The organism is Streptomyces sp. NPDC006207, assembly GCF_040613835.1.
In the GTDB taxonomy this organism is placed as follows: domain Bacteria; phylum Actinomycetota; class Actinomycetes; order Streptomycetales; family Streptomycetaceae; genus Actinacidiphila.
Genome location: NZ_JBEXSX010000079.1, coordinates 1 through 22661, shown reverse-complemented (window position 1 = coordinate 22661; position 22661 = coordinate 1). Strand labels below are relative to the sequence as shown.

Annotated in this window: 19 protein-coding genes and 1 pseudogene; 10 read left to right on the top strand and 10 right to left on the bottom strand. The window is 69.5% G+C overall.

Features of this window, described 5'->3' with window-relative positions; genetic code table 11:
• Positions 1 to 7: 7 nt before the first annotated feature.
• From ABZ312_RS39435 to ABZ312_RS39415, 5 genes are all read right to left on the bottom strand, one after another.
• Complete coding sequence (locus ABZ312_RS39435) at positions 8 to 832, bottom strand: MlaE family ABC transporter permease (protein ID WP_386993463.1); 825 nt, start codon at positions 830 to 832, stop codon at positions 8 to 10.
• A 3-nt stretch (positions 833 to 835) separates the two neighbouring features.
• A complete protein-coding gene (locus ABZ312_RS39430) occupies positions 836 to 1606 on the bottom strand; it encodes an MlaE family ABC transporter permease (RefSeq protein ID WP_500329982.1) in 771 nt (256 codons plus the stop codon).
• Positions 1603 to 2532 (bottom strand): ABC transporter ATP-binding protein, encoded by a 930-nt coding sequence (locus ABZ312_RS39425; protein ID WP_500329981.1) that lies wholly within the window; start codon positions 2530 to 2532, stop codon positions 1603 to 1605. The genes ABZ312_RS39430 and ABZ312_RS39425 overlap by 4 nt, the downstream gene beginning before the upstream one ends.
• Positions 2533 to 2642: 110 nt before the next feature.
• Positions 2643 to 3758 (bottom strand): RNA polymerase sigma factor, encoded by a 1116-nt coding sequence (locus ABZ312_RS39420; RefSeq protein WP_500439798.1) that lies wholly within the window; start codon positions 3756 to 3758, stop codon positions 2643 to 2645.
• 83 nt (positions 3759 to 3841) lie between these two features.
• Positions 3842 to 4864 carry a lytic transglycosylase domain-containing protein gene (locus tag ABZ312_RS39415; protein WP_500439797.1) on the bottom strand — a complete coding sequence of 341 codons (1023 nt, stop codon included), beginning with the start codon at positions 4862 to 4864 and terminating at the stop codon, positions 3842 to 3844.
• A 469-nt stretch (positions 4865 to 5333) separates the two neighbouring features.
• On the opposite strand from ABZ312_RS39415, the gene ABZ312_RS39410 reads away from it, so the two are divergent.
• Positions 5334 to 5927, top strand: coding sequence for a galactose oxidase early set domain-containing protein (locus tag ABZ312_RS39410; RefSeq protein ID WP_500439796.1), 594 nt, complete (start codon positions 5334 to 5336; stop codon positions 5925 to 5927).
• Between the two features lie 721 nt (positions 5928 to 6648).
• Positions 6649 to 7331, top strand: a pseudogene (locus ABZ312_RS39405) (transposase); the annotation flags it as partial.
• Here the strand turns inward: ABZ312_RS39405 and ABZ312_RS39400 are convergent.
• A complete protein-coding gene (locus tag ABZ312_RS39400) occupies positions 7217 to 7510 on the bottom strand; it encodes a hypothetical protein (RefSeq protein WP_500439795.1) in 294 nt (97 codons plus the stop codon). The pseudogene ABZ312_RS39405 and the gene ABZ312_RS39400 overlap by 115 nt on opposite strands.
• Positions 7511 to 8208: 698 nt before the next feature.
• Between ABZ312_RS39400 and ABZ312_RS39395 the strand changes: the two genes are divergently transcribed.
• Positions 8209 to 8535, top strand: coding sequence for a hypothetical protein (locus ABZ312_RS39395; protein WP_499515044.1), 327 nt, complete (start codon positions 8209 to 8211; stop codon positions 8533 to 8535).
• A 371-nt stretch (positions 8536 to 8906) separates the two neighbouring features.
• On the opposite strand, the gene ABZ312_RS39390 is transcribed toward ABZ312_RS39395, so the two are convergent.
• Positions 8907 to 9473 carry a hypothetical protein gene (locus ABZ312_RS39390; protein ID WP_500439794.1) on the bottom strand — a complete coding sequence of 189 codons (567 nt, stop codon included), beginning with the start codon at positions 9471 to 9473 and terminating at the stop codon, positions 8907 to 8909.
• Between the two features lie 451 nt (positions 9474 to 9924).
• Positions 9925 to 12150 carry a carbohydrate-binding protein gene (locus ABZ312_RS39385; RefSeq protein ID WP_500439793.1) on the bottom strand — a complete coding sequence of 742 codons (2226 nt, stop codon included), beginning with the start codon at positions 12148 to 12150 and terminating at the stop codon, positions 9925 to 9927.
• 328 nt (positions 12151 to 12478) lie between these two features.
• Between ABZ312_RS39385 and ABZ312_RS39380 the strand changes: the two genes are divergently transcribed.
• Positions 12479 to 15610, top strand: coding sequence for a carbohydrate-binding protein (locus tag ABZ312_RS39380; protein ID WP_500439792.1), 3132 nt, complete (start codon positions 12479 to 12481; stop codon positions 15608 to 15610).
• Between the two features lie 63 nt (positions 15611 to 15673).
• Here the strand turns inward: ABZ312_RS39380 and ABZ312_RS39375 are convergent, their stop codons facing one another.
• Positions 15674 to 16486: a class I SAM-dependent methyltransferase gene (locus tag ABZ312_RS39375; protein ID WP_499515048.1), complete on the bottom strand. Its 813-nt coding sequence runs from the start codon at positions 16484 to 16486 to the stop codon at positions 15674 to 15676.
• 59 nt (positions 16487 to 16545) lie between these two features.
• On the opposite strand from ABZ312_RS39375, the gene ABZ312_RS39370 reads away from it, so the two are divergent.
• Positions 16546 to 16734, top strand: a complete 189-nt coding sequence (locus ABZ312_RS39370; protein ID WP_499515049.1) for a DUF2399 domain-containing protein — start codon at positions 16546 to 16548, stop codon at positions 16732 to 16734.
• Positions 16735 to 16872: 138 nt separating this feature from the next.
• Here ABZ312_RS39370 and ABZ312_RS39365 read toward each other — a convergent pair whose 3' ends face one another.
• The gene (locus ABZ312_RS39365) at positions 16873 to 17646 is read right to left on the bottom strand and encodes a sulfite exporter TauE/SafE family protein (RefSeq protein WP_500439791.1); all 774 of its coding nucleotides are present in this window, start codon (positions 17644 to 17646) and stop codon (positions 16873 to 16875) included.
• A 241-nt stretch (positions 17647 to 17887) separates the two neighbouring features.
• Here ABZ312_RS39365 and ABZ312_RS39360 point away from each other — a divergent pair, with 241 nt between their 5' ends.
• From ABZ312_RS39360 to ABZ312_RS39340, 5 genes are all read left to right on the top strand, one after another.
• Positions 17888 to 18796: a LysR family transcriptional regulator gene (locus ABZ312_RS39360; RefSeq protein ID WP_500439790.1), complete on the top strand. Its 909-nt coding sequence runs from the start codon at positions 17888 to 17890 to the stop codon at positions 18794 to 18796.
• A 325-nt stretch (positions 18797 to 19121) separates the two neighbouring features.
• Positions 19122 to 19613 (top strand): DUF2975 domain-containing protein, encoded by a 492-nt coding sequence (locus ABZ312_RS39355; protein ID WP_499515055.1) that lies wholly within the window; start codon positions 19122 to 19124, stop codon positions 19611 to 19613.
• Entirely contained in the window at positions 19613 to 19834 is a 222-nt protein-coding gene (locus tag ABZ312_RS39350; RefSeq protein WP_499515056.1) for a helix-turn-helix domain-containing protein, read from the top strand. The genes ABZ312_RS39355 and ABZ312_RS39350 overlap by 1 nt, the downstream gene beginning before the upstream one ends.
• Before the next feature lie 285 nt (positions 19835 to 20119).
• A complete protein-coding gene (locus ABZ312_RS39345; protein ID WP_500439812.1) occupies positions 20120 to 20845 on the top strand; it encodes an ABC transporter ATP-binding protein in 726 nt (241 codons plus the stop codon).
• Positions 20842 to 22542, top strand: a complete 1701-nt coding sequence (locus ABZ312_RS39340) for a hypothetical protein (RefSeq protein ID WP_500439789.1) — start codon at positions 20842 to 20844, stop codon at positions 22540 to 22542. Before ABZ312_RS39345 ends, ABZ312_RS39340 begins: the two co-directional genes overlap by 4 nt.
• The last annotated feature ends 119 nt before the right edge of the window (positions 22543 to 22661 follow it).

Here is a 22661-nt window from a genome sequence, read left to right as displayed (position 1 = left end):
ACCGCTCTCACCCCGCCACCCGTACCGTCGTGTTGGCGCCCCAGATCGCCAGGCTCAGGAAGAAGTCCAGGACGTTGATGGCGACGATCGAGGTCCGCACCGCCCGGCCCACCGCGACGCCGACACCGGCCGGTCCGCCACTCGCGTGGTAGCCGTAGTAGCAGTGCACCAGGATGATCAGCAGAGCAAAGACGATCACCTTGCCGAAGGACCAGAACACATCGACGGGCGGCAGGTACTGGTGGAAGTAGTGGTCATACGTGCCGGTCGACTGCCCGTAGTAGCCAGTGGTGATGGTGCGGGCGGCCAGGTACGAGGACAGCAGCCCGATCACGTACAGCGGGATCACCGCGACGAAGCCGGCGATCATCCGCGTCGTCACAAGGAACGGCAGCGACGGCACGCCCATCACCTCCAGCGCGTCGGTCTCCTCGCTGATCCGCATCGCACCCAGCTGCGCGGTGAACCCCGCCCCGACCGTCGCGGACAGGGCGAGTCCGGCCACCAGCGGGGCGATCTCCCGAGTGTTGAAGTACGCCGACAAGAACGCCACGAAGTTCGAAGTGCCGAGCTGGTTGAGGGCCGCATAGCCCTGAAGGCCGACCTCGGTGCCGGTGAAGAAGGAAAGGAACGCGATCACACCGACCGTGCCGCCGACGACGGCGAGCGCGCCGCGCCCGAAGCTCACCTCGGCAAGGAGCCGCAGGACCTCCTTCTTGTAGCGTCGCAGGGTGCGGCCCGTCCAAGCCAAGGAGCGCCCGTAAAAGGACAGCTGGGCACCCAGCTCTTCGAGCGAGCGCAAGGGGCGATCGAGGAGGTTTTGCGGTCTCATCGGCTAACCCCTCTGCGGGACGACTTGGAAGTACACGGCCGTCATCACGAAGTTGGTCACGAACAGCAACATGAAAGTGATCACCACGGACTGGTTGACGGCATCGCCCACGCCCTTCGGCCCGCCCTGCGCCGTCAGCCCCTTGTACGAGGCGACGATCGCAGCGATGGCCCCGAACACCAGCGCCTTGATCTCCGCCGCCCACAGGTCAGGTAGCTGAGCGAGGGTGGTGAAGGACGCCAGGTATGCGCCGGGCGTGCCGTGTTGGAGAACGACGTTGAAGAAGTAGCCGCCCGCAACACCAACCACCGAGACGAGGCCGTTGAGCAGTACGGCTACCACCATCGACGCCAGCACCCGCGGTACGACGAGCCGGTGGATCGGGTCGATGCCGAGCACCTGCATCGCGTCGATCTCGTCCCGGATCTTGCGCGCCCCGAGGTCCGCGCAGATCGCCGTGCCGCCCGCGCCCGCGATCAGCAGCGCGGTGACGATCGGCGATGCCTCCCGCAGCACGGCGAGCACGGACGCAGCACCAGAGAAGGACTGCGCGCCCAACTGCCGGGTCAGACTCCCGATCTGCAGCGCGATGACCGCCCCGAACGGAATCGAAACCAAAGCCGTCGGCAGGATCGTGACGCTCGCGACGAACCAAGCCTGCTGAATGAACTCCCGCGCCTGGAAGGGCCGTCGGGGCAGGGACCGGACGACGTCCAGCGCCATCGCGAAGAGGCTGCCCGAGTGCCGCAGCACACCCGTCGGGGAGAGTCTCATGTGCCCCTCACCCCCCTCTCGTGCAGCTTGGCCTCGCGCCTCGCGATCGCATCCCAGCGGGGCGGGCGGGTGATGCCGGGGCTGGGCAGCAGGCGCGGGGTCAGCACATCGGCCCGAACACCCTCATCGATCTGGGCCAGCTCCTGCTCGACCTGGGCCGCGTCCTTCTCCTCCGCCATGCCGATCGGCCCCTGCATCCGGCCGTTCAGGAACTGCCGTACGACGGGCTCGTCACTGGCCAGCAGCTCCTCGCGGGGCCCGAACATCACCAGCTCGCGCCGGAACAGCAGCCCGATGTTGTCCGGCACCTGACGGGCCGAGGCGATGTCGTGGGTGACGATGAGGAAGGTCGCGTCGATCTGTGCGTTGAGGTCGACGATGAGCTGATTGAGGTAAGCCACGCGGACCGGGTCCAGGCCCGAGTCCGGTTCGTCGAACAGGATGATCTCCGGGTCGAGGACCAGGGCACGGGCGAGCCCGGCCCGCTTGCGCATGCCGCCGGAGATCTCGCCGGGCAGCTTCCCCTCAGCGCCGATCAACCCGACCATGTCCATCTTTTCGAGAACGATCCGCTTGATCTCGCTCTCGGACGTGCGGGTGTGCTCGCGCAGGGGAAAGGCGATGTTGTCGTAGAGGTTCATCGAGCCGAACAGCGCGCCGTCCTGGAACAGCACGCCGAACAGCTTCCGCACCTCGTACAGGTCGCGCTCGCGCAGGCGGGTGATGTCCCGGCCCGCGACCTTCACCGATCCCCGCTCCGGCTTCAGCAGCCCCACGAGCGTCTTGAGGAACACCGACTTGCCCGTCCCCGAGGGGCCGAGCATCACAGAGACCTCCCCGGCAGGCAGCGTCAGCGAGACGTCCTGCCAGATGACCTGGTGGCCGAAGGACTTGGTCAGCCCTTCCACACAGATCTCGACACCCATCCGGTTCCATCCTTCGGCCGTGGAGCAGTTCCGACAACTGCTCTACGGGGAAGAGAGGTGCGTCCGTCGCGGCGAACCAAGAATTTTTTTGCGGACGTGTGTGCGGGGCGCTACGGCAGCTTCGGCGACGACGTGAGCGAAGGCGTCCCCGGGCTGGAGACAGACAGCGGAGGTACGACCGAGGTCGGGGGGAGCGACGGGAGCGACGGGAGCGACGAGGCGACCGACCCCGTCGGCAGACCCGGCACGACGGTCGGCAGGCCCGTCACGGCCGTCGGCAGCCCCGGCACCTTCGGAACCTCGGGAACCTGAGGGACCTGCGGCGCCGAAGGCGGAAACGCGGACACGTCCGCCAGGGATGGCACCGGCACCGGCACCGGCAGAAACGTTCCCCCGGTGGGTGAGGGCGTCCGGCCCCAAGGCCCGTGCGCCGGCGACGACGGGGTGGGTGTTGCGGGGGCGCGCCCCCGGCCCGTGACCTCGCCGTGCAGGAGCCGCGGGTCGCTGGACACGGCCGGCCGCGGCGCCGGACCACTCCCGTTTCCGCCCGCGTCGAGCGCGTACGGCAGCACGAACCCCGCCACCACCAGGGTTGCCGCCGTCGTAGTGAACGCGACCGCCTGCGCATTGCCGCCCCCGCGCAACCGTCCGCGCCCGACCAGGAACAGCACCAGCCCGAGCGTTCCGGCCAACGAGGCACGCAAAGTCCGCCGGGCCCGGGCCAGCAGCGACTCGACGGTCCGGTAGCTGAGCCCCATCCGCACCGCGACCTGGTTCACGTCCAGGTCCTCGGACCTCAGCCGAAGCGCCTCCGCCTGCCGGGCGGGCAATTCGCCGCTGCGCACCGCCAGCCACTTCGCCTCGGCCCGGTCGCACACCGCCTCCTCGACGGGTACCGGGCCCGGTGTCATGAGTGCGGGGCGGCTGCCCACCTCGGCCTCGCGGTTGACCTGCCGGTGCCGGTCAACGCACAGCCGCATCGTTACCGTCGTCAACCAGGCGCCGAGCCGCTCGTCGTCGAGGTCCGGGCGCTCCGCGGCTCGCAACATCGCCTCATGAACGGCGTCCTCGGCGTCCTCCCGGCTCACCGATCGCCGCCGGGCCACCTTGAGCAACTGCTCACGATGGCTCCACAGGCGCTGCCAGCGCTCGTCGGCGGCCGCTGTGTCCGCAGGCATATCCGTCGCCATGAGGGCCCGCCCCTTCGCACTCACCCGCCGGTACATGCTTCCGACGTGGCGAGATTACCGCCGAGTAGTGGCAGTTGTGGAGAGGCGGACACCCATCGCATTCCGGCCCTAGCCAGTGGTCAGCGGCCAACCTCAGGCAGCACGCCGCCCCCGGGCAGCGAGAGGGTCAGTTCGGGGACGGGAACCAGCGGCGTCGCGGACGCCTTCGGGTCCCCGGTCGCGAGGGAAGGCCTGGGGGAGGGTGCGGTGGGCGACGTCGACGGCATGCGCGAAGGACCAGTGTTCGGCTTCCGGTCGTCCGACGGCTTCGGCGGCGAAAGCTTCTGCCTCTTCGGGCCGGACGGCTTCGGCCGGACCGGCCGGGATCCGTCGGACGCGTCCGGCACCACGCGGTGTCCGGTCAGGTAGTACACGTACCACGCCTTGACGGCGCGCAGATAGGCGTCCGAGTGGTTGTAGCCCAGTATCGCCCGGTCCAGGTCGGCCGGGTTCGACAGGTCCCGGTCGCCCGCGCACAGGTAGCGGCCGGCTGCGAGCGCCGCGTCGTAAACATTGTTCGGATCCGTCCGTCCGTCGCCGTTACCGTCCGCTCCCCAGCGGGCCCAGGTGGACGGGATGAACTGCATCGGACCGACCGCGCGGTCGTACACCGCGTCCCCGTCGTACGCGCCGCCGTCGGTATCCGCCACGACAGCGAAGGCGCCGCCGGTCAGCCGCGGGCCGAGGATGGGCGTCACGGTGGTACCGTCCCGAGTCACCCAGCCGCCCCGTGCCTGCCCTGACTCAACCTGGCCAATCGCGGCCAACAACTGCCAACGCAGGTGGCAGCGCGGCGCGGTACGCGCCAGATCCTCCTCGGCACGCCGGTACGCGGCGAACACACTCGCAGGCACATTGCCGCCAGTCGCTCCCTGTGCCATGCCCTTCTTCCGCGTCCGCAGCGGTGGAAGTCCGGTGCGGTACGGGGTGTCGCCGGAAACGCTGAGGCCGTGCTCGGCGGGTGCCGCCTTCCGTGCGGGCTCTTCGGCTTCGGCCGTGACCGCCCCTGGCGCTTGTGACGCGGTCAGCACGGCAATCGCCGCCGCCGCGATCGCCGTACCCCTGGCACCCCTCAGTGTTCCAATGAGCGCACGCACTGTCATCGTGCAGTCCCCTCCGTGCATGAATCCGTTGTCTGCTCTACGCGGCCGGAGGGCAGGTCCGTCGCGCAAAAAGTTTGGGGATCGGGCGGGCGCCCCTTCAGAGGGCGTGGCGGCGGGCCAGACGTGTGGACGATGTGAGGCGGACCGGCCCCGCAGCATTGTCCGAGCCGCTAGCTGTATTGAGGAATCCGCAGGCCGCTACGGGCCCCCACTGCGTCCGGGCAAAGCGCTATGAGCGGCGCAGCCCCGGCATGCATCGTCGGCACTCGCACGGTGGCCACACGGAAGACTGAAAGGGCTTCGGATTGTCCCTGCTGTGGAAGCGGGGGCCCCGTGCCTGCCCGCCGTCGCGCGATACGCGCAGGGTCATCAGCGGCGCTTCGCGCCCACTCATCGGCGTCTCCGGTTGTCAGACGCATGCCGCGCGACTCAGCGACCCGCAGCGCGTTCGACAGCATGTCGCAGAGCCGTGCCACGAGGAAGCGCGATTGCTCCGGGGCAACTGATCCGCCCCGCAGCCGTCACCCACTCCTCCGAGCCCAACCCGCGCCTCGTCGACCTGCCACTGACCGTCAACGCCGACACCATCGACCTCAACGTCACCACCGACCCCAACCTCGCCCCGCCCGGCTGGTACATGCTCTTCACCGCCGACGCCAACGGCGTGCCCTCGGTCGCGAAATGGGTCCACCTGGACTCCTCCGGGACCGGGTCGGCGCTGCGCTCCACCACCCAGGCCGACGCGGACACCCCGTCCCTGCACATCCACGACTTCGCCCGGGACCTCGCGAACGAACCCCTGAAACCGGGCAGGAAGCGGACCTCAGCACCGGTGAAGGCCAGCGTCTCCGGCTGCGACCCCCGCTACGGCACCCCGGACGTCTGCGTCCCGGTCGCGTTCCCGAAGGCGGTCGCCCGGACCCCGGCCGCCCGCTGCGGCTGGCTGGACGCGCAGGGCTACCGGCTCCCCCTCAAGGTCAACGACGCAAGAGACCGCCAGCGGACGTTGCCGGAGCGTGGAGCGAATTTGGCCTGCTTCCGGCAGGCCACGCGACCGCCGTGAGCAGGTTCGTCAGGCCGCAGTGGCATTTGGAGGGATGGACATCCTTCCGGGGGCTCAACCCTGATCTCGGATGTCCGTCGAAGCGAATCAAGCCCACCCATCAGGAGCGTAGCCCGGGCCCCGCCAGGCCACGCGTCCCCGGCGAATGCCGGGGACGACCGGCGCACGGGCCCGGCTCTGTCTTAAGAGGTCGGTGCCTCAGGAGCGGATACGGCTCACCGTGGGCCGGCCATGCCCGCCGCTTACGTCCCCATGAGGAGCGGCGGCCCGAGGTCTCGGGCCGCGCGCCGCCGCTGTGCGTGGCGGGAGCGCCTTGATCGAGTAGGCAGACGTCCAATGAACAGGTTTCGCCTGCAGGAAAGGGCTACGTCTGCTGCTCTTCGATTCCGCTGGGAGAGTGGACGTGCCAGAGCCTTCGCACTGGCGCTCGGCCCGTGCGAAGGCTCCGAGGGTAAAACAGTCCCCGGTAGATCTGCGCGTGTCCTGAAGCTTCAGTCGTCACTGTCGCCTCGGTATCGCGCCGGCTTGCCGGGGGCCTGAACCACATCCTGTCCAAGTCACTCCGCCGACTAGACGTCCTCATCGACTTTGCAACTCTTTCGGTGTTATGGCCTATAAACCACGATGCACAACATATGTAGCGAGTCAATAGGTTTTCGGTAAATTCTGCAGGAAGCTCCACGCGATCACCTTCGACTGCGACACCCGGCTCGCCCTGCGGCGCCGCTGCAAGCTCCGGCCCTCACAGCGGGCCCTGGTCGTGCTGGTGTACCTGCGCAAGCACGAAACCCTCGCGCAGATCGCTGCCGGCTTCCGGATCAGCGTCGGCACCGCCCACGCCTATGTCCGATCCGTCACCAGTCTCCTTGCCCGCCGTGCTCCCGGCTTGGCCCATGCCCCGCGTGCAGCCGATGCGGAGTATGTGCTGGTGGACGGACGGAACCCTCGCCGAGTGCGACCGGGCCGGTGACAGCCGCGCTGACTACTCCGGCAAGCACCGCCGCCACCGGCGTGAATCTCCAGGTCATCACCGACCCGTAAGGGAAGATCGCGTGGATCTCTCGCGCTCTGCCCGGACGCACCCACGGTCTGACCGCGGCCCGCACCCATCGCATCGTGACCACCTGCGTCCGCCTCGGCATCCCCGCCTCGGCAGATCTGGCCTACCTGGGCGCGGGCGGCACCTTTGCCGTACCGACCAGACGCCCGCCCCGCAAGGAGCTCACCACCCGGCAGAGGTCGCTGAACCGGGCGCATACTCGGCTGCGGGTGAATCGGACACTCGCCGGTCACTCACCGTGGATGTCCGGCCGGACCTCCACGATGATGTCCGCGTCCGCCTGGTCGCCCTCCTCGTCACGCCAGAGGAGGACGCGCACGTGCCTCGCGCTGGAAAGGCCGCGCACCTTCCACTCGGTCATCAGGTCGGCGACGACGAGGGCGATGGCGTATCGGGGGCCCTCGCTCGAATCATCTGCGGTGATCGTGCCCCGCCACCGCTCGGAAGCCCTGCCATAAGGGCGCCATCCCTCCGAGCCGTGCGGCTCGAAGACCCGGTACACCCAATCCGTCTCGGTGCCCATAGCACCGATCCTGTCACTGCAAGGAGTCCCCTGTGCCGTATCGGATCGACGCCCGCCGAGCGCGGGTCGACCGGCTACAACAACTGCCCCGACGTTCTGGGCTGGACGACGGCGAATTCCTCGTCATCAGGGAGCGGCTCGGCGCCGGACGTGACCCCCCGGGCGACTGACAGTGAGACCCGACTACCCACGGGATCTCGCCACCCTCTTCCCAGCCGCATTCCGGCCGGCAGCGCATCCCTGCGTACACGTCGTCTCGCGCGTGATCTAGCGCCCGCCAATGCTCCTCCTTCGAGCTGGGCGAACCGCAGCGAACACAGCCAACGGCCACCCTGGCGACCTTGGGGTACTTCGCCTCATAGGCCCGGCGCTGTACACCGCGGCGCCTCGGCTCCATCCCTCTGTACGGATGCTGTACGGCGCGAGGGTCGCCAGTTGGTCGAACTGCGCGTTCTCATGGACGGCCACTTCGATCCCCATCCTGGGGTCGTTGTCGAAGCCGCGGGCTTCGCGGCCTGCACCGATGTGTGGAGCCTTCGGCGGTCGCTAATCCCACTCGACCACGCTCAATAAACAATGGTGCGCATTGCATCACTCCAATGGGGGCATCGAATGGCGGTTCCCTTCCGCCCCGCTCAGTCTGGTGGTCGTGCGTTCGATTCGTCGCGAATGCATGAGCCACTCAAGGAGGTCGAACCATGACCCGCACCAAGCTCCTCGCCCTGGTCGCCGCCCCCGCGCTGGCTCTTAGCCTGGCGTCCCCTGCGCTGGCTGTGGAAGTGACCGCCGCGTCCCCCGACACCGTGAACAGTCCGGTCGGGTCGATTGGAGCCAACCAAAGCAAGATCGTCACTGTCACCTGCCCTGCGGGCACCAATGCCGTCAGCGGTGGCTGGAAGGTGTCCTCCGCCAGCATCGACGTGACGGACAACCGTCCGATGAGCGCCACCCAGTGGCAGATCACGTTCCAGAACGAGGCGAAGACCTCCGGCACTGTGCAGGTCTTCGCCCGTTGCGTGGCCTGATGGCCAGTGCTCGCCAGGGCAGGTTGGTCCGTTCACCGCGCCGCCAGACGCGGTGAACGGGAAGGCCGAGCAGCCTCAAGCGTCGTAACCGGCTGACAGCGAGGAACGACGAGGACGCCGCGGACGGATACGGACGGCTGTATTGCTCTGGACGGCACAAGACCCAGGTCGGGAACCCATCTCCCGACCTGGGCCTTGCCTTCTGGAGCGCGTGATGAGAATCGTTGCGAGCGTGAGGACGGGGAGGTGCCGCAGTCGGAGATCGCGCGGGGCTGGGAGCGGCTCGACGGCTGCACGGTGGTACTCCTCGACGGCGCCGCCGGTCCGTGATCTTGTAGCGGCCCTTGCTGCGGCGAGCCGCGATCGAAGTCCTACGAAGGGCCGACCTGGCTGGTGCACGTGAACGGGTCGTCGATCCAGTAAGTATCGTGCTGCTTGTCGTAGACGATCGGGTACTTGGTGGTCGGATCGCAGAGCTTGCCGATCTGGGCCTGGTCCGCAGAACTGATAGTGAACCAGTACTTGTTGGTGTCCGGGCCAACCCCCTGGCATCTGTAGAAGAACCCCTTCATGCCATGACCGAACACGTCGTCGCGGAAGTTGGCGGCCAGCTTCTTGTTGAGATTGATGTTGTCGCAGTCGGCCTTCATACCCTTGACGCTGGTGGTCTCGGCCGCCGCGGTCGTATATCCCTTGGCCGTGTGGGTACCCGACGCCGTCCAGGTCCGCGCCGGCAGAGAGATCTGCTCGGCGACCTGGGCGAGCAACGGGCTGCCGGGTGCGGCCGCCTCGGCCCGTGTCGTGGTGCCCGCATCCGCAATATTGCCGGAGTGGGAGCATCCGGCGACGGCGACACCGGTACCCAGAGCCGCCAGCAGGAGGGGTGCGATCCGGATCCCGTTTCGGACCAGGGATGAGGATGTCACGATGCGCTCCATTCCGGGCAGGCCCGGCGGGCGACTGCCGCCCGGGTACCCGATCGCACCCTAGCCATTCGGGCTTGTGACCGGTGGGATCGACGGCCGGTCGAGGTTCTTCTCCACTCGGTCGACCCAGACAGGCTGGATTGCTGCACCGCCGCCCCCCGGCGCGGTGCAACAGCAACACCACCAGCGGTGTCATCGGGGCCGCGCCGGTTGCTTCCCGCCGTAGTCCGCGAATGGCAGGTGGCCGAGGGAGACAAGGAAGCGGAGTCCCAGTACTTCGACCGCTGGGCCGAGCACGCCCCTGAGCCTCCCGCCCACGTGAAGCCACAGGCAGGAGGCTGAGGGGTCGGGGAGCATTCATCTGCCAGGTGTAGCCACGCCCCCGCCGGCGCCGCGATGTCCGGTGGCGGCCCGCCGTCATCCCCGCCGGTAGCCGGGGAGTGGCGGCGGGCTGCCGGGGGCGCTACGACAGGCGGAGGTAGTCGATGTTGAAGCCGCCGGTCTCGCAGAAGAGCCTGACCGTCTGGTCGCCCGCGACGAGGCTGACCGGTACGTGCACGGACTGGTAGGCGGCCCAGCCGCCCGTGTCCGGGACGGTCACCGTGGCCAGGGGGGTGCCGGTGGCGTCGCGGAAGGTCAGCGCGTCCGGGACGGGGGCGCCGGTGCCGGTGGCGACGCGGAGTTCCAGGTCGTACGTGCCGGCGTTCGGGACGTCGACGGCGTAGTCGAGCCAGTTGCCGGGGGCGGTCCAGCCGACGTTCGCGCCGCCGCTGGCGGCGGGGTTGGTCTCGATGAAGTTGGCCCCGCCGGCCGTCCAGCCGTGCTGGGCGGCGTAGGACTCCGCTTCGACCCGCACCCCGACCGGCGCGCTGTGCGGGCGCACCGTCACGTGCAGGGTGACCTGGGCGTGCGCCGTGCCGTCGGTGACGACCACCGTCACGTCGTTCTCGCCGGCCACGGTCGGGTTGAGGGTCACCGTTCCCGTGGTGGGGCTGACGGTGACGCCGTCCGGGAGGTCGGTGGCGTAGAAGGCGAGCCGGTCGCCGTCGCGGTCGGTCGCCTTGAGCGGGACCTGCACCGTGCTGTACTGGTCGGCCACCACGTCGGGCACGGGGGCCAGCACGGGCGCCCTGTTGTGCGGGGGTCGGGGTATGCGCTGCTGCCACCGGTAGGTGGCGTACGAGTTCGCCGGGACCTTCACCAAGAACGACTTGTTGGCGAGAACGACCCGCACCGTGGTGTCGGTGCTGTTGGCGTTGCCGAGGACCGCGACGAACTTGTCGGCGCCGTGCCGGTAGACGACGTTGCTCACGCCGCCCTCCGTGGTGCTCGACTCCAGGCGTACGTCCCCGGGTGTGAGGTATTTGGCGAACTGTCCCATGGTGTAGAGCTCGTCGCGGACGGTGAAGTCCCTGCTCGTGGTGTTCACCTTGACCAGGCGGTCGGGCCACTTGGTCGTTGCGGCGACTTCCTCCCAGTCGATGTTGTTGTCCCGTGCGGGCGTCCAGTGCAGCGTGCCACCGTCCTGATCGGTGGTCTGCGCCCACATGACGTAGGAGCTCGCGTCGAGCCGGAAGTAGTTCAGGATCGTGGCCGCGGACAGGTCGCTGGTCTCGGTCATGTGGACCGGCTTGCCGGTCTGCTCGAACGCGTCGCGCATGACCTTCGGGTCGCCCCAGTAGGGGTGGAAGGCCACGGCGTCCGTGGCGTTCAGGACCTGCTTGCCGGTCACGGACCCGTCGGGGGCGTCGTTGAAGATGCGGTAGTAGTTCTTGGTCGCGGTGCTGTTCGGGTCGCGCCAGTCCCAGAAGTTGAAGTCGTGGACGTACAGTCCCGTGTTCAGTCCGGCCTTGTGCAGGGCCTTCTTGATCGCGATGGCGAGCTTCTGCTGCTGGGCGACGCTGATGTCCATGGCCGGGTAGACCACGTCCATGCCGGGCTCGTTCAGCAGGGTCAGGGCGTCGACGCTGATGCCGTGCCGGGCGTACGCCTGGACGAACTTGACGTAGTAGCGGGCGAAGACGTCGATGCAGTCGTCCCGCAGTTTGCCGACCTGGTAGTAGTCGGTCGTGCTTCCGGGCTTGAGCGCGACCTCGCCGGTGAAGCGGTTGTTGGTCTTCATCCACGCCGGGGCGCTCCACGCGGACGCGAAGAAGGTGGCCTTGGGATTGTAGCGCTGGATCAGCTTGATGGTGTCGACGATGTGCAGGTCGATGTCGCGCTGGATGGAGAAGTACTTCAGCTGGAAGTCGTCCGTGACCCCGGCGGGGAGGTCGTCCTCCGACCAGAAGGGCAGGTGCTCGATGAGGTCGGGGCTGCCGATCGTGAGGCGGAAGCGGTTCAGGCCGGCCCCGGTCTTCGGGTCGACGAGCAGCCGGACGGCCTCCTCGCGCTTGGCGGGGGTGAGCTTCCACAGGTTGGAGACGCTGGTCTCGTCGAGGGAGAACCCGATGCCCGAGTACTTCTGGCGGGTGCTGCTGGGATCGACGACGACGGTCGCATCGGTGGGGGTGCTTGTGCTGCCGGAGCCCGCGCGCGGTAACGACTGCCACGCGTGGGCGGCCCCTGTGGAGTAGGTGCCCGTTACGGAGGAGCTGTGGTGCGGTACGGCGGCCGGGGCCGCTGACTCCGTGCCGGCGAGAACGACCAAGGTGAGAGCTGCGGCTGCCCCGATGAGGGAACGTCTCACGGTGCCTTCCTTCCTGAGGGGGTGCCGGGTCGTGCGGGGTCCCGATCCCGCGCGGCCCGGGTTTTGACAGGGGTTCGCTCCGGATGCGCGAGCAGATCGAAACAGCCTGTCGGTGTTCTGTCAAGGCGTGAAAAAAGGCGTGAAGAAAGTGCCCGCGTGCTTCCCCGGCGAGATCCCCAAGGGGCGCGAGCTGCCCGGATGTCTGTCGTGGTGTCAATTTTCCATGGATGTGCCGAGAATTTGCTTGGCGTGTTCAGAACCTTGCGGGGTCTGGTGGTGATCTGTACGTTCGGGGCGCCGGTTCTCCACGTTGCTGAAGGAGCCTCAGATGCGGGCGATCCCCAGACCTTCCCGTGGCGGCCGCCACGCGGCGCGCAGGTTGGCGACGATCGCGCTCGCGGCGGTCGGCACGTTATGCGCGTCGGCCGTGCCGGCGGGCGCCGCGGTCCACCGCGCCCCGGCAGCCGAGGCCTCGGACGCCGCCGCCGCGGCCGGCGCCACGACGCCGTTCCGGATCCACGAGGCCGAGGCCGGCACGACGGGCGGGGGCGCCACCACCGTGTCCCTGACGGCGCCGCCCGCGACGCAGTACTCCAGCGCCGCCCTCGAAGCGTCCGGCCACGCCTACGTACACCTGAGCGGCACCGGGCACTCCGTCCAGTGGACGAACACCACCGGGGCGCCCATCAGCTTCCTCAACGTCCGCGCCAGCATCCCCGACTCCGCCTCCGGCGGCGGCACGACCGCTACGCTGAACCTGTACGTCAACGGGGTCTTCCGGCAGGCCCTCAACCTCAACTCCCGGCAGACCTGGGTCTACGAGGGCAACAACAACTACAACACCAGTGACAACCAGAACCCGGCCGACGGCAGTCCGAGGGTCTTCTGGGACGAGTCGCACGCCTTCGTCACCGGCGCCCCGATCCCGGCGGGCGCCACCTTCTCGCTCCGGAAGGACGCCGCCAACAGCGCGGCCTTCTACGACGTGGACTCCGTCGACGTGGAGAACCCCCCGGCGCCGCTCGCCCAGCCGGCGAACTCGATCTCCATCACCAGCTGCGGTGCCGTCCCGGACGACACCCCGACCAACGGCGCGGCCGCCCCCCAGTCCGTCGACAGCCGGGCCGCGATCCAGAGCTGCATCAACCAGGCCCAGTCGCAGGGCAAGACCCTCTGGATCCCGCAGGGCACCTTCTACGTGAAGGGCACCACCGGCCTGACCGCGCAGGGGATCCGCATCGCGGGCGCGGGCCTGTGGTACAGCACGATCTACCGCGACGTGCCGGTCCCCAACAGCACCCCGCTCGCGGCGCTGTTCAACCTGACCTCGTGCACGGTGGAGAACTTCCACGTCGACGCCAACGCCGTCAGCCGCAGCACCATCGGCGGCGACGGCGGCGCGATGGACACCACCGGCACCAACTGGGTCGCCGACGGCATCTGGACCCAGCACACCATGTCCGGCTTCTGGGCCTCGGGCACCGGCGGCACCGTCCGCGACAGCAGGCTGACGGCGATCTGGGCGGACGGCATCAACGTCAACAACGTGTCACTCGGCGCCGACACCGGCAACAACCTCACCGTCACGAACAACTTCGTCCGCGGCACCGGGGACGACGCCATCGCCATCAACTCCGTGCACTACAACACCAACGGCGACGGCTCCCAGACGTTCTACCAGCCGATGACGAACGTCACCGTGAGCGGCAACACCTCGATCGCACCTTGGGGCGGCAAGGGCATCGGGATCTACGGCGGCAGCGGCCACCACGTGAGCGGCAACTACATCAGCGACACCGCCCGCTACATCGGCCTGGGCGCCGGCCGGTTCGGTGTCAACGGCAGCGACCTGCTGTCCGCGACGGTCTCCGACAACACCGTCGTCCGCTCCGGCGGGAACGCCTACAGCCAAGGTCAGCCCGCCCTCCACATCGGCAACGGCGGCGACGGGCAGAACACCGGCATCGTCGACAACGTCACCGCCACCGGCAACACCGTCGTGGACTCGCTCTACGACGGGATCGGCTTCTCCACCTCGACCGACACCCTGCTGCAGAACAACACCGTCACCACCCCCGGCCGCAACGGCATCGCGATCTCGCCCCCGTTCTACCCCGCGCCCACCGGCTCCGCCGCCATCACCGGCAACACCGTCACCGGCCTGCGCTCCGGAGCCACGGCCTTCGTCAACAACTCCGGCGGCTTCACCGCCACGCTGAACGGCAACACCTGGGAGCCCCCGGCGCCCGAAGGACCCTACGGCGGCACCCCCGCGTCGGTCCCCGGCACCGTCCAGGCGGAGAACTACGACACCGGCGGCCAGGGCGTCGCCTACAACGTCACCAGCGTCAACGGCAACGCCAACGGCTACCGTGCCGACGGCGTCGACCTCGAGGCCACCTCGGACACCGGCGGCGGCCACAACCTCGGCTGGACCAGCGGCGGACAGTGGTTCCGCTACACCGTCGACGTCGCCACGGCCGGAACGTACACGGTGGGACTGCGTGTCGCGGCCCCCGCGGCGGTGACCGGCGCGCTGCACCTGTCCAACGCCTCCGGCGCCAACCTCACCGGCGCCGTCGACGTACCCGCCACCGGCGGCTGGCAGACCTGGGCCACCGTCACCGCCCGGGTCACCCTGCCCGCGGGCCGCCAGATCCTCACCCTCAACCAGGACACCGGCGGCTGGAACCTCAACTCCCTCACCTTCACGGCGGGGGGCAGCCCACCGCCGGCCAGCCTCTCGGCGTCCCCCGCCTCGCTCACCTTCGGCGGCCAGGCGCTGAACACCACCAGCGCCGCGCAGTCCGTCACCGTCACCAACTCCGGTGCCGTCGCCGCCTCGATCTCCTCGATCACCGTCGGCGGTGACTTCGCACAGACCAACACCTGCGGCTCGTCCATCGCCGCCGGAGCCTCCTGCACGATCAGCGTCACCTTCACCCCGACGGCCTCCGGCACCCGCACGGGTACGGTCACCGTCTACAGCAACGCGGTCAACAGCCCGACCACCATCGCGCTGTCGGGCACCGGAACCGGCGGCGAAGGCGTCAACCTGGCCGCGGGACGGCCGACGACCGAGTCGAGCCACACCGATGTCTACCCCTCGTCGAACGTGACCGACGGCTCCCAGTCCACCTACTGGGAGAGCGCCAACAACGCGTTCCCGCAGTGGGTGCAGGTCGACCTCGGGTCGGCGCGCAGCGCGTCCAGGATCGTGCTGCAACTGCCCGCGGGCTGGGGCGCACGGACCCAGACCCTGTCCGTGCTGGGCGGCACCGACGGCACCAACCTCGCCACCGTCAAGGCCTCGGCGGCCTACACCTTCGACCCGGCGACCCACAACACCGTCACGATCACCTTCCCCGCCACCACCCAGCGCTACTTCCGCCTGAACATCGGCGCCAACACCGGCTGGCCGGCCGGACAGATCTCGGAGTTCCAGATCTGGGCCACCTGACCGCCCAGGGACTCCCCGCCGGACGCTTCTGCCGCCCGACGCACCTGTGCGTCGGGCGGCAGGTCACGCCTTGTCCGCGCGGATCGAATAGGTGAGCGGGATACGTGGAGCGCCCGCAGGGTGCCGGTAGATGTCGCCGTCGTGGCGCTCGAGCGACTGCCGTTGGAGGTAGAAGGTGTGGTCGTGCTCGTGGAGGAACCGGATCCGCAACCCCGCTCCGGCGATCGCCGAGACAACGGTCGACAGACTGTGCCGCCACTCGACCGTCTCGTCGTTCTCGGTCGCCGCCGACTCGTCGGCGTAGGTACCCGGGCCTCCCGAGGCCTCCGGACCCTCGTCGAAGTAGTCGTGCGTGACCGTGCTGCCGGTCTCGTCGTCCAGGACGTAGCTGAACGGATGGAACTCCGCGAGGTACAGGAACCCGCCGGGCGCGAGCAGTTCCGCCGCCACCGAAGCCCAGCGGCCGATGTCGGGAAGCCAGTTCAGCGCCCCGAAGCTGGCGTAGACGATGTCGAAGGCCGCCCCCTCGACCGCCGGGACCGCGTCATAGACGTCCGCGGTCAGGAAGCGCGCGTCGATGCCGAGTTCGTCCGCGAGGCGCGACGCCGCCTCGATCGCGGGCGGGGAGAAGTCCACCCCGGTTACCCGCGCTCCTCGTGCCGCCCACGACAGCGTGTCGCGGCCGAAGTGGCACTGCAGATGGATCAGGCGCTTGCCCCTGACGTCCCCCACTTCCGCTGTCTCGAAGTCCTTCAGCGAATCGGGCCGGGCGCGGAAGCCCTCCATGTCGTAGAAGGCCGCGCCCAGATGAACCGGCACGCGCTCGTCCCAGTACGCCTTGTTCAACTCCCGCCAGCGTCCTGCCTGGTCCTCCATGGCCCGGACGATACACGGAGGCGACAGGCGTGCCACGTTGTCGGACAGGTCTGCCATTCGTGGGCACCAGGAGCTGCAGCCCGCGCGACAGCGCGGTGCCCCTGGCCGGCATTCGCGCGGCCTCCCCGTGGGATCCGTCACTCGCCGAAGCCCTGGCCGAGCACGGCGTCCGCGTGGAGGAGGCCGTGCTGGACACCCTGCTCGCCGACCTCGCGCCCGAGTCGTCCGGACGGCCCCGCGCGGGCTGAGCCCGGTGGAGGACCGCGGCGGCCGCTGGGCAGAGGGGACCGGACGAAGGAGACGTCCCCTCCCACCTCCGGCATGTCCCCGGGCCGGCGTGTGCGGCGTACCGAAACGGCATGTCCTGAACGCGGCGGAAAGCTTCCCTACTTCGTCACCAGATGGACCATCGCGCCGACACCGACCGCGACAATCACGCCGCGGAGCACGGCGGGCTTCAGCTTGAGTCCGATCTTGGCGCCGAGCTGCCCACCGAGGGTCGAGCCGACCGCGAGGAGGGCGACAACGGACCAGTTGACCGGCGCCGCGAAGGCGTAAATCGTTCCGGCGACGACGTTCACCAAGGCGGACAGGACGTTTCTCACGCCGTTGAGCCGCTGCAGAGGTTCGGACAGCATCATGCCCATCACCCCCATCATCAACACGCCTTGTGCGGCGGTGAAATACCCCCCGTAGACACCGATCAGAAAGGTGAGAAACAGCAGCAGCGGGGTGATGCCGGGATGGTCCGCGTCCTCGACGCCGTCGGCCGCCCGGCGTCTCGCGATCCACCGGGAGACCTTGGGCTGGACGGCCACCAGTACTACGGCGAGCCCGACGAGCAGCGGCAGGAACGACTCGAACGCGTTCGGCGGCAGTGACAGCAGCAGGACCGTGCCGCATATCGCGCCGAAGAACGAGGCGACCGAGAGCCGGGCCAACTGCGGCCCGAACCCCTTCAGCTCGTGGCGATATCCGATCGCGCCGCTGACGGAACCCGGCGCCACCCCGATCGCGTTCGAGGTGGTCGCGGTCAGCGGCGGGTAGCCGAGCGCCACCAGAACCGGGAATGTCACGAGGGTGCCCGAACCGACCACCGAATTGATGGCGCCGGCCCAGATTCCGGCGATCAAGATGATCACCGCATGCCACCATGTCATCGCCGTGAAGCCGGCATGGGGGCCACCGCATCGGCGCCGACCGGACCAGAGGTGACCCGCACATGTGCGGCAGCAGGATGCCGTCCGCCGGGCAGGGTTCGCGGGTCGCGTTTGTCCGTCCGCACCGGACACTCGGGATCGCATCGCGCATGGGTGAACACGACTGCGAGCCTGACAGCGTCGCATTGATGCGTCCAATGCGGTTTTGCCGATCAATGATGCGCCCGCGCATAATGGCTTCGTGACCGACCCCCGTCCCGCGAAGCCCGACGTGGCGGACGTCTTCGCCTCACCGCTGGTCCAATTCCTCGCGATCGCCCGTCACGAGAACCTCACACATGCCGCAGCGGAGCTGGGAGTTGCCCAGTCCAGCCTCAGCCGTGCGCTGGTCCGATGGGAACGCGGGCTCGGGTTGCCCCTGATCACCCGCGTCGGGCGACATGTCCGATTGACCCGCCACGGCCGAGCCCTCCAGCAAGCGCTGCTGCGATGCTCGGAGGGTCTCGATCGGGCCAGTGCGGATCTTTCCGAGAACCTGGACGGCAACGGAGGTGCGGTAGCTCTCGGATTCCTCAACAGTCTGGGGTCTCGTCTGATACCTGAAATCCTGCGTGCCTACCGCGGCAGTCACCCTGAAGTGAAGATCACCCTGCATCAAGGAGGATCCGAGTTTCTTCACGACGCACTGCGCGAAGGTGATATCGATCTGTGCCTGACCTCGCCGGCACCGGATTCCCCGGAGTTCGCCGCCGCGGAGCTGCTCACTGAGCAGCTCGTGCTCGTCGTTCCCCCGGCGCACCCGCTGGCCACGTGCAGCCGGGTGGCGCTTGCCGACGTCGCTTCGGAAAACTTCCTTGCCCTGCCCCGCGGATACGGTTTGCGGGCCACCACGGAACAGCTCTGCGCTCTGGCCGGGTTCACCCCGCACATTGTGTTCGAGAGCACCGACACCGCCACGCTACGCGGCCTGACCGCGGCCGGATTCGGCGTCTGCATCCTGGCCACCGCGCCGGACGCGAGCGACTCGATCGAAATCCCGATCAGTAGTCCGCCGGCGTCCCGTCCCATTCTTCTGGCGTGGTCGATCACGCGCACCGAGAGCAGGGCAACCGCTTCCCTGCGGCAATACATTCTGGATCGCCTGCGTTGAAGGCTCGCACATCATCATTGACTGCGGTTCGCCAGGGGAGGGCGACGGCGAGTGTACTTCTCGGCGGGTGCGGTATTCGGCCGTGCCGGGGTATGGACGTGGGCGGCTGCGCAGTGCTTCGGCGTAGTCGGGTGGCGTCCGATTTGTGCCCAAGTGGGCCCGGCTTCGACAAGATGGGGACGGTTCGCGCAATCGTCATTCCGCCGGAGGGGGGCGAGGGTGTCCCGCCAGGGTGCGAGGCCGCTTGCCTGTCCAGCGCCGCAGCCCCTTGCTGAACCTATCGAAACTCGATAGATTTCCATCGTAGCTCGATGGAAGGTGAGTCGTGGGAAAGCTGACAGTTCGTGCCCTGCACGCCGTGCTCGTGGTGGTGCTCGCCGGCACCGTGTTCGTACAGGCAGGGATGGCGTGGGTGTTGGTGTCGGGCAACGACCCGGAGGACGGGTCGTTGCCGCTGACCTCGTTTCGCGTGATCACGATCCTCGGCATGGTGACGGTCCAGGTCGCCCTGGTCGCCGTATGGCGGCTGGTGACGATGGTGCGCCGCGGAACCGTGTTCTCCCATGCCGCCTTCCGGTACGTGGACACCGTGATCGGCGCGATCGTGGCGGCTGCCCTCCTCTGGTTCGCGGTCACGATCATCAACGCGCCGGGCCAGCGGGAGGACCCGGGCGTCACCGTCATCATGGGCGGGATCGGCGTGGCCATCCTGGGCGTCGCGCTCATCGTGCACGTGCTGCGGTTGCTGCTCGCGCAGGCCGTCGCGCGCGACGTCGAAGCGGCGCAGATGCAGGCCGAGCTGGACGAGGTGATCTGATGCCGATCGCCGTCGACATCGACGTGATGCTGGCCAAGCGGAAGATGTCCGTGGGCGAACTCGCGGACCGCGTCGGGATCACGCCCGCCAACCTGGCGGTGCTCAAGAACGGCCGCGCCAAGGCGGTGCGCTTCGCGACCCTCGCCGCGCTCTGCGAGGTGCTGGAATGCCAGCCGGGCGACCTGCTGCGCTGGGAGACCGAGGACGCCGTGGTCGGCTGACGTGCCTCGGGGCGGACGTGAGAACGCCCGGCACCACGGCCCGAGACACGGCACGTGGACCGCATGGACGTGCATCGCCGGTCACCCACGGCGCCACCACCCGCGGCCGGTGGCAACATGCGCAGGGCCGGAATCGCCGGTGCCCGCACGCGGAGTGGACCAAGGACACCCAGGGCCGATCACCCCCGGCCCGGGCAGAGCATGCACAATGGCCGGGCCGCTCCGGGCCGTCGTCCCGAGGCCGGAGCGGGGACAGCGATCGTGTTCGACGAGAGGCCCGGCGACATGGGTGCACCACCATTGCTCGAGCTCAAAGGCGTCAGCCGGGTCTACGGCAAGCGTACGGCGCTGGCCACCATGAGCCTGCGACTGCGGTCCGGGAAGTGCGTGGCGCTGCTCGGCCACAACGGCTCCGGCAAATCGACGCTGCTGCGCATAGCGGCCGGCCGGGACAAGCCGAGCACCGGCACGGTGACGTTCGACGGCAGGCCGATGAACGAGAACGACCCGGCGGTCCGGGCCCGGGTGGCGGTCGTCGGCGACACCGCGGCCTGTTACCCCGACCTGACCGTGCGCGAGCATCTGCAGCTGGTGGCGGTGGCCCACGGGGTGGAGGACGCCGGCGACTGGATCGGCCACGTACTGGCCGAGCGGAAGCTGACCGACCACGCCGACGCGCTGCCCGGCGCACTGTCCTCCGGGCAGCTCCAGTCGCTGCTGCTGGCCTCCGCGATGGTCCGGCCGCGCGACCTGCTCCTGCTGGACGAGCCGGAACAGCGACTGGACCCCGGCGCGCGGCGGCAGCTGGCCGACCTGATCAAGAGGGAGACCGCGGACGGCGTCGCGGTGCTGCTGGTGACACACCACGGAGAACTGGCCCGGGCGGTCGCCGACCAGGTGCTGGTCCTCAGCGACGGCAAGGTGGTGGCCGACGGCCACCCGGACAAGGTGCTCGCCACCGGGACCGACGGACTGACCTGGCTCGCGGAGACCCCGGACGGTGCCCGGTGACCACCCTCGCCGAGGAGACCGGGGACACCGGGGAGGCCGGGGAGCACTCCGCGGCCTGGTCCGACGAGGACGACTGGACGCGGGAGACGCTGCGGCTGGTCCGCGACCTCCGCACCCCGCACCGCCGCAAGAGGACCAGCCAGATCGCCTACACCGTGTACTGCGTGGTGCTGCTCCTCGTGGTGTGGGGAGGGCTGCCGAGCTTGGGGCTGTTCCTCGAGAAGTCGATGGGCGCCGACTACTCCGGTCACGGACCGGCGATCCTGGCCGCGTTGCCGGCCGGGTCCTGCGCGCTGGGGCTGGGATGGCTGCTGGTCGCGGCCTGGGACGCCCAGTGGCGCGGGCCGGTGGTGCCGCCGCGGGAGACCGTGGACTGGCTGCTGGCCCAGCCGGTGGACGTCGCCCGGGTGCTGCGGCCGTGGTTCTGGGGGTCGGCCGCGATCGCCGGCGGAGCCGGGCTGCTGGTCGCGGCGATCGGCATGGTCGCGCTGGGCCTGACGGTCGGTGTGGGGCTGCCGGCCGCGTTCGGCTGGTGCCTGCTGGGCGGCAGCGGTCTGCCGCTGCTGGCGACCGCGCTGGCCACCGCGGTGGAGGGCAGCGAGCGGGTGGCCCGCTGGGCCCGGCTGGCCACTCCGTACGTCGCCATGGCGGTGCTGGCGCTGGTGGCGCAGACCGTGCTGGCGGTGGGCGGTGACCGGCTGCCGGGACTGGAACGGGTGGAGCTGTGGTCCGGGCCCTGGGGCTGGGCCGGGCTGGCCGCGCTGGCCCCCACGCCGGCCGCGCTGCCGGGCGGCTGGGCCGCGGGCGTCCTGCTGGCGGTGGTGGTGGCCGGCGCGCTGGTCGCTGCACACCGCTTCACCGGGTCGCTGCTGTTGTCCGCGGTACGGCGGCGTTCGCGGACCGCGACCGGGGTGATGGCCGCGCTGCGCACGGTGGAGTTCCGCACCGCGCGGCAGGCGGTGGCCGGAGTCACCGGCGGGGGCCGGTCGACGCGCTGGAGGCTGCCGGCGCCACGCCGGCCGGAACTGGCGGTGCCGTGGCGGGACACGCTCGCGTTGCTGCGGACTCCGGGCCGTCTGGGCCGGGCCGTGGTGCTGGGAGTGCTTGCCGTGCTGGGTGCGGTGTTGGCGGCCTCGGCGCACGGCGGGTCGGGCGTGACGGCGGCGCTGGCCTCACTGGCCTTCGGCTACTGGTCGCTGACCCAGCTGATGGAGCCGGCCCGGGTGGAGACCGACGACACGCGGCGCGGGTCGTGGGCGCCCTATCCCTACCGGGGCCTGATGCTGCGGCACACGGCGCTTCCCGTCGTGCTGGGGCTGGTGGGCGCGCTGGTGGCGGCGGGGGTGCTGGCTGCGGAGGGTGCGGGGGCCCGCGCGTTGCTGGCACCGGCCCTGGTGCCGCCGCTGGTGGGCGCTTCGCTGGTGAACGCCTGCCGGGGGGCGACCAAGCACCATCTGCTGATGTCGTCGGCCCAGTCCCCCACGGGCAGCATGGGCCCGGTGCTGTTCCTGGGCTGGTACGGCGCCGGGGCGCTGGCGGCGGTGGTCATGCTGGTCGTCCCGTTCCTGACCGCGCTGCATTCCGGCTCGGGCGCCTCGATCGTCACCGCTGTCGTGGCAGGCGGCCTGGCGACGGTGATCATGGTGCGCTGGGCGGTCACGCGGATCGGGAACCTGACGGCTCCCTTGGCGGACTGACAGGGGTGGGGGGGGGGGGGGGCGCCCCCCCCCCCCCCCCCGCCGGGGGGGGGGGGGGCGGGGGGGGGGGGGAGGTGAGAGAATAAGAGTAGGTGAGGGGGGGGGGGGGGGGGGGGAAA